This is a genomic window from Kosakonia sp. PSU_27 (genome assembly GCF_039409795.1).
Classification (GTDB): domain Bacteria; phylum Pseudomonadota; class Gammaproteobacteria; order Enterobacterales; family Enterobacteriaceae; genus Kosakonia.
This window is the reverse complement of sequence record NZ_JBCIVK010000002.1, coordinates 291,603-305,117: the sequence shown is the minus strand read 5'-3', so window position 1 is coordinate 305,117 and position 13,515 is coordinate 291,603. Positions and strand designations below refer to the sequence as shown.

Annotated in this window: 11 protein-coding genes; 6 read left to right on the top strand and 5 right to left on the bottom strand. The window is 54.0% G+C overall.

All coding sequences use genetic code 11. The features are described from left to right. Positions 1-72: 72 nt before the first annotated feature. The 3 genes from AAIG26_RS05205 to AAIG26_RS05195 form a co-directional block, all read right to left on the bottom strand. Positions 73-1,737, bottom strand: coding sequence for a methyl-accepting chemotaxis protein (locus AAIG26_RS05205; RefSeq protein WP_020456883.1), 1,665 nt, complete (start codon positions 1,735-1,737; stop codon positions 73-75). Positions 1,738-2,312: 575 nt separating this feature from the next. Next, positions 2,313-4,022, bottom strand: a complete 1,710-nt coding sequence (locus AAIG26_RS05200; protein WP_343180131.1) for a pectate lyase — start codon at positions 4,020-4,022, stop codon at positions 2,313-2,315. A 72-nt stretch (positions 4,023-4,094) separates the two neighbouring features. Continuing rightward, on the bottom strand, positions 4,095-4,796 hold the full coding sequence (locus AAIG26_RS05195; RefSeq protein WP_065369098.1) for an oligogalacturonate-specific porin KdgM family protein: 702 nt from the start codon (positions 4,794-4,796) through the stop codon (positions 4,095-4,097). A gap of 811 nt (positions 4,797-5,607) precedes the next feature. Between AAIG26_RS05195 and AAIG26_RS05190 the strand changes: the two genes are divergently transcribed. Beyond that, positions 5,608-6,144, top strand: a complete 537-nt coding sequence (locus AAIG26_RS05190; RefSeq protein ID WP_343180130.1) for a LuxR C-terminal-related transcriptional regulator — start codon at positions 5,608-5,610, stop codon at positions 6,142-6,144. Between the two features lie 52 nt (positions 6,145-6,196). On the opposite strand, the gene AAIG26_RS05185 is transcribed toward AAIG26_RS05190, so the two are convergent. Together AAIG26_RS05185 and AAIG26_RS05180 are read right to left on the bottom strand one after the other, a co-directional pair. Continuing rightward, on the bottom strand, positions 6,197-7,090 hold the full coding sequence (locus AAIG26_RS05185; protein ID WP_343180129.1) for a proline iminopeptidase-family hydrolase: 894 nt from the start codon (positions 7,088-7,090) through the stop codon (positions 6,197-6,199). A gap of 84 nt (positions 7,091-7,174) precedes the next feature. Then, positions 7,175-7,927 carry a LuxR family transcriptional regulator gene (locus AAIG26_RS05180; RefSeq protein WP_174240610.1) on the bottom strand — a complete coding sequence of 251 codons (753 nt, stop codon included), beginning with the start codon at positions 7,925-7,927 and terminating at the stop codon, positions 7,175-7,177. Between the two features lie 268 nt (positions 7,928-8,195). Here AAIG26_RS05180 and AAIG26_RS05175 point away from each other — a divergent pair, with 268 nt between their 5' ends. The 5 genes from AAIG26_RS05175 to AAIG26_RS05155 are packed head-to-tail and all read left to right on the top strand — an operon-like array spanning position 8,196 to position 13,485. Continuing rightward, positions 8,196-9,134: an ABC transporter permease gene (locus AAIG26_RS05175; protein WP_020456889.1), complete on the top strand. Its 939-nt coding sequence runs from the start codon at positions 8,196-8,198 to the stop codon at positions 9,132-9,134. After that, on the top strand, positions 9,131-9,976 hold the full coding sequence (locus AAIG26_RS05170) for an ABC transporter permease (protein WP_020456890.1): 846 nt from the start codon (positions 9,131-9,133) through the stop codon (positions 9,974-9,976). The genes AAIG26_RS05175 and AAIG26_RS05170 overlap by 4 nt, the downstream gene beginning before the upstream one ends. Further along, on the top strand, positions 9,973-10,953 hold the full coding sequence (locus AAIG26_RS05165) for an ABC transporter ATP-binding protein (RefSeq protein WP_045508747.1): 981 nt from the start codon (positions 9,973-9,975) through the stop codon (positions 10,951-10,953). The genes AAIG26_RS05170 and AAIG26_RS05165 overlap by 4 nt, the downstream gene beginning before the upstream one ends. Further along, entirely contained in the window at positions 10,953-11,990 is a 1,038-nt protein-coding gene (locus AAIG26_RS05160; protein ID WP_343180128.1) for an ABC transporter ATP-binding protein, read from the top strand. The genes AAIG26_RS05165 and AAIG26_RS05160 overlap by 1 nt, the downstream gene beginning before the upstream one ends. Continuing rightward, on the top strand, positions 11,971-13,485 hold the full coding sequence (locus tag AAIG26_RS05155; protein WP_020456893.1) for an ABC transporter substrate-binding protein: 1,515 nt from the start codon (positions 11,971-11,973) through the stop codon (positions 13,483-13,485). The genes AAIG26_RS05160 and AAIG26_RS05155 overlap by 20 nt, the downstream gene beginning before the upstream one ends. Positions 13,486-13,515: the final 30 nt, after the last annotated feature.

Genomic DNA, 13,515 nt, shown 5'->3' with positions numbered 1-13,515 from the left:
TAGTTGGCTGTTATATAAATAAAAAAGCCCGAAGCGTGAAGCCCCGGGCTTGGTGAAAGGAGAGCGATTTACTTAGAAAGATTGCCAGTTATCACGGCTCTCACCTGTTGATGAGGACGCCAGCGCGAGCTGCGGCGACTGGCGTAATGTGCTTCGGCCTGGCTGCGCGCTACGGCGGTTCTCTTTCAGGCCAGAATCAAACATGGCGATGGTTTTATTCAGGCGCTCGGCCTCTTTTTCCAGCGACACGGCGTTAGCTTTCGCTTCCTGCACCAGCACGGCGTTTTGCTGTGTTACGCCGTCCATTTCGGTCATTGCCTGGCCAATCTGGTCGATACCACGGCTTTGTTCATCGGAGGCGACGGAAATCTCCGTCATCAGCTTATTCACATGTTCAATGGAGTTGATAATTACCGACATGGCACCACCGGCTTCCTGAACCTGTTCGGCTCCGGTTTTTACGCGGGAGACGGATTCATGAATCAGCGTTTCGATCTCTTTTGCCGCCTGCGCACTGCGGCTTGCCAGCGCACGTACTTCACTGGCTACCACGGCAAATCCACGACCTTGCTCCCCGGCGCGAGCCGCTTCAACCGCCGCGTTCAGCGCCAGCAAGTTGGTCTGGAACGAAATGCTGTTGATCACGTTGGTAATATCAGCAATTTTCTGCGAGCTTTCGGAAATCCCGTGCATGGTTTTCACCACGGTCGCGGTGATCTCGCCGCCTTTTTGCGCGGTCTGCTGAGCGTTTTCCGTCAGTTTACGGGCTTCGCGCACGTTCTCCGCGTTGTTACGCACGGTGGAAGTGAGTTCTTCCATGCTGGCGGCGGTTTGTTGCAGCGCGGCGGCTTGCTGATCGGTACGCCCGGAAAGCTCTTCGTTGCCTTCTCGGATCTCATTGGTGCTGCGGTAAATGCTGGTCGAACTCTCCTGGATAGTTTCCACCGTGGTTCTCAGGTTTTCCTGCATGGTGCGGATGAAAGGAATCAACTGGCCCGCACAGTTACGACCAAATTCGTGCAATTCGTGATTCAGTTTACCGGCGGCCATGGTTTCCATATGTGTCTGAATCGCACGAATCGGTTTGACCAGGAAATTCACCAGGTAGCGGTCGGTGAGAAACAGCGTGAAGATACCGGCTATTAAGGCGGCAGCGAGCACGTATTTATTAAAAATCACCTTGGCTTGTGTTTGATCCAGTAAATCGTTGGACTGAATCGATTGTGTGTATTTTTCCGCGGTTGCGCCAAACTGCACGCTCAGCGGAGGATAGGTTTTACGAAATAAGTCGCGAAAAGTATCCGTTTGCTTATTTTTGGCTGCATTCAGCATTGGCACAATGCCGTTATTAAGCAGGGCGTCCCAGTCGCGGATCATAGCGGCAACGGTTTCACTATCAACACCTGGGTGCTGGCTGGCGCGAAACTTCGCCAGCATATCCTGGGTAATGGCCAGTGCTTTTTCAGCGGAGGCGAATGTTTTATTCGCATTTTCGTCGTCGCCGGTTTGCTGGTAATCCATGGCGCGCAGCATGCGGGTCACGGTGCGGAAATATTGATCGTTTCCTTTCACCAACAAGGCGTAGACATTTTTTTGCCCGGCGTTTTGCGTCAGTAATTGGTCAATAGTAGAAAAATTGTGAAATGTCAGGACGGTTGCCAGTCCCCAAATAATGCTGAAAAGCGATAAAATGATGATCAGCATTTTGCGGATAGTTATGTCGCGAAGTATTTTCATGTTGTTTCCCCGGTAATAAAAATTACCCTCAGGTTGGCATTGGCCCAGCTCTCTGGCTATTTCACCCTCCATGACATTTTGACCAGAACGCGATTGGCGTTAATAAAACGGTCTTTTAACTTTTTGAAAAGATGTTCTATTTTGTGAATGTTGATTTCAATCAACTTAAATATAATTAATCAGAGTGCAGAATATTATTCCTGGACTTCGATCACATAAACTATCTGAATTCATAACAGGCGTCTATTATTTTTCAGCAATTACTTGAAAAGGTTATTTCTATCGGCTACCAATATTTGATTTGAATTAAGTCTTATTAAATTCAATTTGATGATTATTTCTTAGTGACCGGATAATAAGGTCGCTATCTTATTTAATCTGCGGGAAATAAAATTGCGTGCTAATAATACGCAAGAGAAATGCCGGATTGTTATATCCGGGATTGCGGAGATTAATACATTTTTTGTTCGACATTATCGCTGATAAGGCGTCGTGAACGCCGCCAGAATAGCATGTGAAGGGAAAAATACGGCGCAAGAAAACCTCCCACGGGCGCACCGTGAGAGGAGAGGGGATCACTTTTTACCGTTAGGTTTCAACTGCTCACCCGGTTTGAGCATGAACAACTCATCATCACGCGTGGAGTAGCGCACGGTGCCATCGGCCAGCAGATATGCGCCTTCGGTAAAGCCCGCGCCGTTAATGAATGGCGCAACCGCATCGGGTTTGCCGCGCATGGCCGCTTCCAGTGCCAGCAGTGCATAAGGCGCAATATTGTCGACATTGGCATAGATATATTGCGGATCATCGATGAAAAAGTTATTCAGCCGTTTCGTTGCCAGAATATTGTCCGCCACTTTATCAGCCAGCGTCAGGTATCCTTTGTCGCCAGTAGATTGCCAGAGATCGATCAGCGCAAAAATGGCATATGGCTCACTGTTTTTGGTGTTCAGATCCAGCTTGCTGTTTTTACCGCCCGGCTCACCGATATCACCCAGCCCCTGGCCTTTGGCAATGCCGCGCGCCACTTTCCACATCTCTGCGTCCGGTGCCAGTGTCCAGGCGCGGGCATAAGAGAGCAGGAATTCATTCCCCGCCGTGTAAGGCTTCAACACGGTGCCTTTCTTGCCGTAGTAACCATCGCGCGGCAGCGTGTAGTTCGACAAGTCGGTGCCGTTTGCCAGCATCGGGCGGAAGGTGTTGGTTTTCTCATCATAGGCGTAATGCGCAAAGGCTTTCAGGCCATCCAGCGTCCACTTTTTGATGTCATTGCCATCCGCGCCCAGTGATTTTGCCAGCGCTAACTGCATCAGGGCGTTTTCGGAGTAGAGCGTGCTGGTGCGGCCTTTGAGCATCATATTGCCTTCCAGCGCGTCGGGGCCAAATTCCGGACCAAACTGGCGCTGTGCGCGATCGCCATACTTTGAGTTGGTATCGGTGTCGTCGGAGGTTTCGGCGCGTTTCAGCGCTTGCGTAAACTGATAAACACCCAGCCCGGTCTTTTTATCGCGTGGCAACACATACTGCTCCGCCAGTCGCTTCGCCCAGGTGAGCGCGCCTTTCTCGCCATCGTGTTGATACAACAGCGAAGCTGAATAAATTAAGTCATTGCCGGCGTTAAGAAAGCTCAGACCTTTGGTGGCGAAGAACGGCGGTTGCTGTTCAAAATGGCTGGCCCACAGTTTGCCCATCTCTTTGCCGTATTCGCCGTGGCGGCTGGTTTCGAGGATTTTCCAGTCGTACACATGTGCGTTCCAGAACGCGCGGATAAAGCGGGCGGTTGCCGGTTTATCCACGGCAAACATCAGGTCGTAGTATGGGTAGGCATTTTTCAGTTCATGGACCATCTCTTTTTCGCTTGGCCCTTGTGGTTCAAGCGTTTTCAGATCGATAAAGCGGTGCCCGCCCCATAGCAGCAGCCCGCTTTTGTCCTGGTAGTGCTGGAAGTAGTAACGGACATTATCTTCCGCCCGCTTTTTATATTTCGCGTCACCCGTCAGGTTACTCAGGCCAACCAGTACGCGCATCAGATTCTGCTGTGCGGAGAAGTTGGAAAGTACCGCCGTTTTTCCATCCGGAAAGACCCACTCCATCTGCTTACCGGTGCGTGGATCCACGCCATCCGCCAGCAGCGGCACATTGCTGTGATATTTGTCACCGGCTTTATCAATGACCGTATCGGCAAACGCTTTTACACTGCTTAACCGCGCGCTCTCCTGCGCAAATGCCGTGCAGGAGAAGATACCGAGAAGACCGACCGCCAGTGCTATTTTTGACAGTTTCATTATTCGCCTCTTAGATAAAATAAGGATTTCTGCCGAAACCCTTATTTATGTTTGCTACCCTGCAATTACTTATTAGAAATTATATTTCACACCGACACGATAACGGGTCTGACGCTCATCGGTATATTTGCTGCCGGAAACGTTGCCCACGGCAATATACGGAGACCAGTTTTTATCAAGTTTGTATGTCAGTTTGAGATCGTGCGTCCAGTCGTAGTTTTCATTATCTGCAATCAGTACGCCGGCGGACGTGGCATGTTTGTAATCCAGCTCGTAATCGAGTTGGTAATCACCGAAAATTTTCCATGACACCGCAGCCGTCAGGTTATAGCCGTTTTCGCTGGTATCTTTTGCCGTACCGATGTTGTTGGAGTTACGTTTGAAGTACGGGCGGTAACGCAGCGTTGCGCCAACGTCATTGCTGAAGTTCACTTTGCCGCGCAGGTACGGGCGATAGTTGTTCGACGTGGAGCTACTGTCGAGTGAGAAACCCGGCTCAATCTGGAAGGTGGGGTTAATTTTATAGACGTAGCTGGCCACCACTTCGGTACCATTACTTACCGTCTCGTGATACGCCTTATCTTTATTTTGTGAACCTTTCCATTTGCCTTCCAGCGATAAACCAAAACCGTTAGCAAAACGGTGCGACATTAATAAACGATCTTTGTGATTATTACCGCCGCTATCATTTAATTCGTGGCGATAATCAAATGTTACCGCCTGGGCGGCAATACTCATAAAAGGTACAGTAACTAATAACAAAGTGCGCAACATAATATCCCCTATTATTTATAGTCAAAAGGTACAAGATGTTCTCTGCGAAAAATGCAGATGGTTTTAATTCAAAGAGGAATGGTTTATTCGCTCTCAGTGCAAATTGATATAATTAGCAAGCATAATAATTATGCCAAATATAGTTTCGATGCAGTTATTGCTGATAACAACAGCAACGCTCACGTTACTTTTAAAGTGGCGTGTGGTGCCGGGTGCCTCCCGGTGAATTGAGTGCCGATCGCCTCAATCCGTCCATAAAAATGAAACTTTATTGAGAATAACCTCATATCAGCATGACCCCTCCGCTTAGGGGGATTCACCACACAAAATACGGTTTTGTCTGCATCAAGATATCTTTATCCTATCAAGTGGAACGGACTTTTACACATTTTGAAATGATGTTTTGAGACTGAGATCGAACATTTAAAAGTAGAATGAAAATTGTTATTTTGCTGATTATAAAGATAATCTTAATTTATTAAAATCCTTTAAAATCAACAAATTAATCAAAAAATATACAAGAGTGTATGTATGCAACTTTGTAAGGTTTACCCGCCAAATAAATAGCACAGTAAATTTATTCCTGGAATAAAAGGCGAACATTTGACACAAAATGCAATACACTGAGCACAACAGGGAGAGTATGGAAAGGAAAATCAGGGTGATTTATGTTGTCGCAAACTAAACAAACATTAAACGAGCCAGAATCACGCTTGATCTGACTGAACACATCCCGCACATTCAGGAAAAAAGACCATGCCTCCGTTAGCGGAGAGGAAAATAATAAAACATTACCCTCTGGAGTACCTACATGACTATCTACGGGAAGGATCGCCTTTTCATTTATGGTATTGAGAAAATACTCAGACAACTTAACCGGGAAAAGGGCAGCCGTTTTTGCAGTGGTGCGCCTGCTATATATGTCACCACGGGAATGGACATTGTGGAAATGTACTCGCTGTTTTTCACCCGTCCCCCCGCGCACTACTCTATTTTTATCTCCTCAGAACGCCATTTTGACTCGCTGTCGCTACTTTTCCCTGGTCTTGTGAAACTCTGTCTGGCCGAAAGGTTACGCGTTGAAGAGCTGCGTCAGGCGCTGGAAGTGATGAGTTTGTTATCTGTACAGAATCAGCAGCCGGGTTACAACCACGGCACATTTAAATTCACCAGCGCCGAACAGCAAATTATGCGCCTGCTGCTGCGTGGACATTCGGTGGAGGATATCGCCCGCATTCGCGGTGTCAGCCCGACCACCGTCAGCGTGCAGCGCAACGGGTTAATGAAGCGCACCGGCACCAAAAGTTTGCAGGCGCTTTGTTCGCTCTACACCGCAATGCGCGCATAAAAAAAGCGCCTGGCCGGCGCTTAACAACACAACCTGGTGTGGGCAAACAGCCTCAGCATGTGGCCAGTAAAAAGTCGCTGACGGTCTTCATACACAACGGCCGCTCTTCGACATGGGGCATGTGGCTTGAGGATTCAAAAATCACCCACTGCGCCCCGGTAATATGGTCTTTGAAGGGTTGCACCACGTCCGGCGTGGCTTCGTCGTAGCGCCCGGAAATCAACAAAGTCGGCACGCGCACTTGCTTTAACCGGTCGATAATCGTCCAGTTTTTCATGCTGCCAATAACGTGGAATTCGGTGGGACCATTCATCGCGTGGTAAACGGTGGGATCAGCCTCCATGGCGTCAAAGGTGCGTTGCACCTCCACAGGCCACGGGTCGAGCCGACACACATGACGCTGATAAAATACCTGGCTTGCCGCTTTATACTCTGCGCTATCCACCGTACCCGCCGCCTCGTGGGTCAACAACGTGTCCTGCACATCCGGCGGTAATTGCGCGCGCAGCTTCGCCGCGCCTTCCAGCCACAGCGCCATCGAGGCCGGTGAGTTGGCGATCACCATCGCTTTCAGCCCCTGTGGCTGCGTCACCGCATGTTCTGCCGCCAGCATGCCGCCCCAGGACTGGCCGAGCAGCGCGTAGTTATCGGCAATTTCCAGCGCCTGCAGCAGATGATTGAGCTCATCAAGAAAAAGACCGGGTTGCCAGAAATCGGGGCTTTTATCCGGCAGATGGGTTGAACGACCATTACCCACTTGATCGTAGTGGATCACCGCCCGTCCGGTTTCAGCGATATCTTTGAACGCATCAACGTAGTCGTGAGTGCAACCGGGGCCGCCGTGGGCCACTACCAGCGGCGTCTGCCCGCTTTGCAGATCGCCGCAGATGCGAAACCAGGTCTGATACTCCCGGAAGGGAACGTAGCCTTCGCGAATGGTATACATAGTTGACGTCTACCCTGTTAAGTGAACTGGCTTTCAGGGTAGAACGCCGAAGGCGGCGCTGAACACTAGCAAAATTGCTAGTTATTAGCTGTCGAGCAGACGGTAGTGCAGCGCCCGCACCACCGCCTGTACGCGGTTGGTCGCGCCAAGTTTTTTCGCCGCCGTATTCAGATGCAACGTTACGGTTGCCACCGAGCGGTGCAGCTTGCGGGCAATCTCTTTCGCCGTTAATCCTTCGGCTGACCACGCCAGGCACTCGCGCTCGCGGTTGCTTAATTTGACATGGCGGCAAGTGAGCATCGAGGCGTCAAACAGCGGAAAGGCAGACTCCTGAAAACGGTGGGCGATAAAGGTTAATTGCGCCAGCGTGTCGCTGATATCGCGCGCTTGCTGCTGGCTGGCGACAATGCCGGTCAGGGTAACAAATCCGCCGTGCGGCAAATGCAGCGGCACCGTGGCACCGCAGGGCATATTGTGGTCGCGCATGTAATGCGTCACTTCCTGGGCGTTATCATCCAGCCTGCCATGCAGCGCCCCGCTGTCCGGGCGTTGATAGGACCAGACAAACGGCGCGCAGCTCTCCAGCGCGAAGTGCTGCACCGGGTCGACCTGGTAGTAACCGCGCTCGCACCACAAGCGGCGCATATCCTCCGGCACATTACGCATCTCCAGCAGCGATGGCGTGATAAGCGCCCCTTCCAGCGAGCGCGGAACCGGCGTGTAGTCATAAATCACCGCGTCAAAACCCAGCGCCTGCGTCTGGGTAAATAGCCCGGCAAACGCCTCCTCAAGCCTGCTGCCATTAGCAGCAGCAGGGTTTTCAATGTTTATTCGCATCATTCCCCCTCATGGTTGACGGTGCCACGCCACGGGCACGCTTTGTGCAGACTTCTCCCGTAGCGTGAGGAAGGTATGCAATTCCGGTGCCGTCACGCGGGAGAAGCAAAACTAGTATTTTTGCTAACTACCCAGCCTCCATGGATGCCGCTAGCGTAAAGAAAACGCCCGACAAACAAGGCCGGGCGCGGATAACCAGGGGAGTGGCGCACCATCGCGAGGCGTTTTTTTAACCTTACGACCCCGCATGCACCACAGGAGAATGCTGATGCACCGTTACCGTTTTCTGTTATTCCGACCATTGCAGCTACTGCCGGTGTTGTTGGGAATAAGCATCATCACGTTTGCGATGGTGCGCGCGATCCCCGGCGATCCGGCGCGCATCCTGCTTGGTGTGCGCAGCACGCCAGCGGCACTGGCGCGTATTCGTGCGCAGTTCGGGCTGGATGAACCCCTGTGGGTACAGTATGGCTACTTTCTGCGCAATCTGGTGCAGGGTGAACTGGGAAAATCGATCGTCTACCGCATCGATACCCTGAAACTGATTAACTCCCGCCTTGAGCCCACCTTGTGGCTGGTGCTTGGCAGCGTGCTGCTGGCAGTTATTTTTACGGTGCCGTTGGCAGCGCTGGCGGCGCGTCAGCGTGGGCGCATCGCCGACCAGCTTATTCGCCTGTTCACCACCGCCGGCCTCGGTTTCCCCGCCTTCTGGCTGGGCATCATGATGATCATTGTTTTTAGCGTGGTGCTGGGCTGGTTCCCGGTTTCCGGTTACGGCAGCGATTTTGCCGACCAGTTGCACCATATGGTGCTGCCGTGTCTGACCGTCGCGCTGGCGCTGTCGGCGGTGTTGATCCGCAACCTGCGCGCCAGCCTGCTGATGGAGATGAGCAGCGATTACGTGATGGCCGCCAGAGCGCGCGGGCAGCGGGAAAACCGCATCTTCTGGCGGCATGTGTTACCCAACTCACTGGTGCCGACGCTAAACCTGCTGGCGGTGAATATCGGCTGGCTGATTGGCAGCACGGTGGTGATTGAGAGCGTGTTCGCCATTCCGGGCCTGGGGCAACTGCTGGTAAAAGCGATTTTCAGCCGTGACTACATGGTGGTGCAGGGCGTGGTGATGGTATTTGCCCTTGCCACGGTCGCCGTCAACTTGCTGGCCGACGTACTGACGGTAGCGCTGGATCCGAGGGTGAAACTATGAGTGCTATCAGCGTACTGACCGTGTTACGTCGCCGCGCTATTCCACAGCAGCATGCCCTGGGCGTTGGGCTGTTGATTGTCGGCTTGTGGCTGTGCGTCGCGTTATTCGCCCCGTGGCTGGCACCGTTTGATCCGATAACCCAGGATGCGACCGCCAGCTTGCTGCCGCCAGGGAGCGCACATCTTTTTGGCACGGATAACTTTGGCCGCGACATCTTCTCCCGCGTGCTGTGGGGCGCGCGGGTGGATCTGCAAATCTGTCTGCTGGGCGTTATCTTTCCATTTCTGCTCGGCACCACGCTCGGCGCGCTGTCAGGCTACCTGGGTGGCGCGGTGGATGCGCTGATCATGCGCATTATCGATATCGTGCTGGCGTTCCCGTTTCTGGTGTTGATGCTGGCGATTATCGCCATTCTCGGGCCGGGTCTTGGCAGTTTTTACATCGCGATGGCGATGGTTGGCTGGGTCTCTTACGCCCGGCTGGTACGGGCACAGGTATTAACTCTCAAGCAGCGTGATTTTGTGCTGGCGGCGCGTAGCCTCGGCTATGGTCATGCCCGCATTCTGTTTCGCCACTTGCTGCCTAACGCCATGACTGGCGCGCTGGTGTTTTCCATGTCGGATTGCGTGCTGGTGCTGTTAAACGGCGCGGCGGTGAGCTACCTCGGTCTTGGCGTACAACCGCCGACGGCCGAGTGGGGCGTGATGGTGGCAGAGGGGCAGAGTTTTATCACTACCGCCTGGTGGATAACCACCTTTCCGGGGCTGGCGATTGTTCTGCTGGCAATGGGCTTCAGCCTGCTGGCGGATGGTCTTGGCGACAAACTGGGAGCGCGCGTATGAGTTTGCTAAACGTCTCGCAACTGACCATTTCCCGGGGGGATGATGGTGCGCTGGTGGATAAGGTCTCTTTCCGGCTGCAGGCCGGGGAAATGCTGGGGCTGGTGGGCGAGAGCGGTTCCGGAAAAACCGTGACCTGCCGGGCGCTAATGCGACTGCTGCCGGGGCAGGGATTGACGATTAGCGGTGGCGAAGTGTGGTTTGGCGGGCGCGATCTGTTGTCGCTTAGCGAAGCGCAGATGTCGGCGGTGCGCGGACGGGAAATTGGCATGATTTTCCAGAACCCGGCCAGCCACTTAAACCCGGTAATGACCATTGGCGAGCAGATTGCCGAAAGCCGCCGCCTGCATTTCGGCGTTAACCGTCGGCAGGCAAAAGAGGATGCCAAAGAGCTGCTGCGCCAGGTGGGCATTCCCGATCCGCAAAATCGCATTAACAACTATCCGCACGAATTTTCCGGCGGTATGCGCCAGCGCGCGATGATTGCCGTGGCGCTGGCGCCGGAACCGTCGCTGCTGATTGCCGATGAGCCGACTACCGCGCTGGATGTCACCGTGCAGATGCAGATCCTGCGTTTGCTCAGCACCCTGCGCGAGCAGTTAGGCCTGGCGGTGGTGATGATCACCCACGATCTCGGCGTGGTGGCGCAAACCTGCGATCGCATTGCGGTGATGTACGGCGGGCGTTTATGCGAAGTGGGCGGCAAACGCGAAGTGCTGGCACAGCCGCTGCACCCGTACACGCGCGGGTTAATTGATTGCCAGCCCTCCAGCGAAGGCGGGCAGGGACGGCTGGTCACCATCAATGGACAACCGCCGCTGGCAGGGAGCTTCCCGACCGGCTGCCGCTTTCACCCGCGTTGCCCGCAGGCGAGCAGCGCATGTCAGCAGCAGCCTTCGTTACTGTTCGGGCGCGACAGCCTGACGCACGCGGCGGCGTGCCATCACGCCTTACAGCCACTGACTCAGCGGGAGGGATAATGTCGACACCGGCAAACTGGCCTTTGCTGGAAGCGGATAACGTCTCAGTCACGTTTCCGGTTTCCGGCGGGTTGCTCAGCAAAAAACGCGTGGTCCACGCTGTAAACCAGGTGACGCTCAAAATCCACGCGGGTGAAACGCTGGGATTAGTGGGCGAATCCGGCAGCGGCAAAAGCACGCTGGGGCGGGCGCTGTTGCAGCTAGAAAAGATCAATGATGGTGAAGTGCGTTTCGACGGTCACCGCGTCACTCACGGTCTGAAAAGCGACATCGCGCGGCTGCGTCTGCAAACGGCGATGATTTTTCAGGATCCGTTCGCCTCGCTTAACCCGCAGCAGACAATAGGTGAGAGCATCAGCGAAGTGCTGCGCGTCCACCAGAAAGTGCCGCGCGACCGGATTAGCGCACGGGTTGAAGAACTGCTGACGTTGGTCGGCTTGCGGCCGGAGCACGCCGCAGCCAAACCCGGCCAACTGAGCGGCGGGCAGTGCCAGCGGGCGGGGATTGCGCGGGCGCTGGCGATCGAACCCCGGTTGATCGTCGCCGACGAGTGCGTGGCGGCGCTAGATGTCTCCATTCAGGGGCAGATCGTCAATTTGCTGATGGATCTGCGCGAAAAAATGGGGCTGGCGATCCTGTTTATTGCCCACGATCTGGCGATTGTGCGCCGCCTGTGCGATCGGGTGGCGGTGATGTACCTCGGGCGGATCGTCGAAGAAGGCCCCGCAGAAGCCGTCTTTACCCATCCGCGCCACCCTTATACCGCTGCGCTGATCTCCGCCATCCCGGAAATCGACCCGGATAAACCGTTGCCGCAGGAGACGCTTACGGGCGAGCCGCCGAGCCCGGTTGCCATTCCACAAGGTTGCGCGTTTCATCCGCGCTGCCCTTACGCGCAGGTGCAGTGCCGCACTGGCGCATTACCCCCGACCCGGCAGATTGCCGATCACGCCTGGACCTGTGTGCTGACGCACGCAGGCGAGAAGAGTGTTTTTCCTTTGACTGAGGGATCCTTTGATGAAGCACAAGCAAGTTAAGTTATTGGCAGCCAGCGTTTTTCTGGCGCTCAGTGTGGTCAGTGAAATGGCGCAGGCGGCTGGCGTTCTGACGATTGGCCGTCGGGAAGACAGCACCACGTTTGATCCGATCAAATCGGCGCAGAACGCGGATAACTGGGTCTTTTCCAACGTTTTTGATCCGCTGGTGCGCGTCGATAAAACCGGCACCAAACTGGAACCGGGCGTGGCGGAAAGCTGGACAATTTCCCCGGATGGCAAGGTCTATACCTTTAAAATCCGCGATACCAAATTCTCTGACGGCACGCCGGTAAGCGCCAGCGACGCGGCCTTCAGCCTACTGCGCATTCGTAGTGATGAAGGATCGCTCTGGCGCGACTCGTACAGCATTATTGATAAAGCCGAAGCGCCGGATGCGCGCACGCTGGTGGTGACGCTGAAATCGCCCTCTGCGCCGTTCCTGTCACAGCTGGCGCTGCCGAACGCGTCGGTGATCTCCGAGAAAGCGCTGAAAGCTGAAGGCGAAGAAACCTTCGCGGAAAAACCGGTCGGTTCCGGCGCGTTCAGCGTAAAAGAGTGGGTGCGCGGCGAAAAAATCGTGCTGGTGAAGAACCCGAACTACTGGCAGGCAAAAAATGTCAGCCTTGATGAAGTGGACTGGTTGACCATCCCGGATGACAACACGCGTATGTTGAAAGTGCAGGCCGGCGAACTGGATGCCGCCCTGACGGTGCCGTTCTCGCGAATCGCTTCCCTGCAAAAAGATAGCAACCTGAAAGTGGAGCTGGATCCGTCAACCCGCGAAGATCATCTGCTTATCAACCATTCGCACGGCGCGCTTGGCAAAGTGGAGGTGCGCCAGGCGCTGGACTTTGCCATCGATAAAGACGCGATTGTCAAAACCGTGACCTTTGGTTACGGCCAGGTGGCGAACTCCTATATTCCGGCCGGTGCGCTCTATCACTACAACGACAACTTGCGTCGCCCCTACGATCCAGAAAAAGCGAAACAGATGCTGAAAGCGGCGGGCGCGGGCGATCTGACGCTGAATTATGTGGTTAACGCCGGTGATGAGGTGGATGAGCAAATTGCCATTTTACTGCAACAGCAGCTGGCGAAAGCGGGTGTTAAGGTGAACTTGCAGAAAGTTGACCCCAGCCAGAGCTGGGACATGCTGGTGGCCGGTGAGTACGATATTTCGGTGATGTACTGGACCAACGACATTCTCGACCCGGATCAGAAAACCACCTTTGTGCTCGGCCATGACACGAACATGAACTACATGACGCGTTATAAGAACGACAAAGTGAAAGCGCTGGTGGCGGCGGCACGTGTCGAAATGGATGCGAAAAAACGTGAACAGATGTATATCGAGCTGCAAAAAATGGCGAAAGCTGATGTGAACTGGATCGATCTCTACTACAGCCCCTATCGCAATGTGACGCGGAAGAATATTGAAGGTTTCTACCAGAATCCGCTGGGACGTTTCTTCCTTGAAGATACGGTGAAAAAATAGAACAGGCTGCCGGGTGCGCAATGCGTCACC

Coding starts and splice junctions, on each gene's coding strand:
- AAIG26_RS05185 (WP_343180129.1), bottom strand. CDS start 7,090: ATGTATACCATTCGCGAAGGCTACGTTCCCTTCCGGGAGTATCAGACC.
- AAIG26_RS05160 (WP_343180128.1), top strand. CDS start 10,953: ATGTCGACACCGGCAAACTGGCCTTTGCTGGAAGCGGATAACGTCTCA.
- AAIG26_RS05165 (WP_045508747.1), top strand. CDS start 9,973: ATGAGTTTGCTAAACGTCTCGCAACTGACCATTTCCCGGGGGGATGAT.
- AAIG26_RS05175 (WP_020456889.1), top strand. CDS start 8,196: ATGCACCGTTACCGTTTTCTGTTATTCCGACCATTGCAGCTACTGCCG.
- AAIG26_RS05200 (WP_343180131.1), bottom strand. CDS start 4,022: ATGAAACTGTCAAAAATAGCACTGGCGGTCGGTCTTCTCGGTATCTTC.
- AAIG26_RS05170 (WP_020456890.1), top strand. CDS start 9,131: ATGAGTGCTATCAGCGTACTGACCGTGTTACGTCGCCGCGCTATTCCA.
- AAIG26_RS05155 (WP_020456893.1), top strand. CDS start 11,971: ATGAAGCACAAGCAAGTTAAGTTATTGGCAGCCAGCGTTTTTCTGGCG.
- AAIG26_RS05205 (WP_020456883.1), bottom strand. CDS start 1,737: ATGAAAATACTTCGCGACATAACTATCCGCAAAATGCTGATCATCATT.
- AAIG26_RS05195 (WP_065369098.1), bottom strand. CDS start 4,796: ATGTTGCGCACTTTGTTATTAGTTACTGTACCTTTTATGAGTATTGCC.
- AAIG26_RS05180 (WP_174240610.1), bottom strand. CDS start 7,927: ATGCGAATAAACATTGAAAACCCTGCTGCTGCTAATGGCAGCAGGCTT.
- AAIG26_RS05190 (WP_343180130.1), top strand. CDS start 5,608: ATGACTATCTACGGGAAGGATCGCCTTTTCATTTATGGTATTGAGAAA.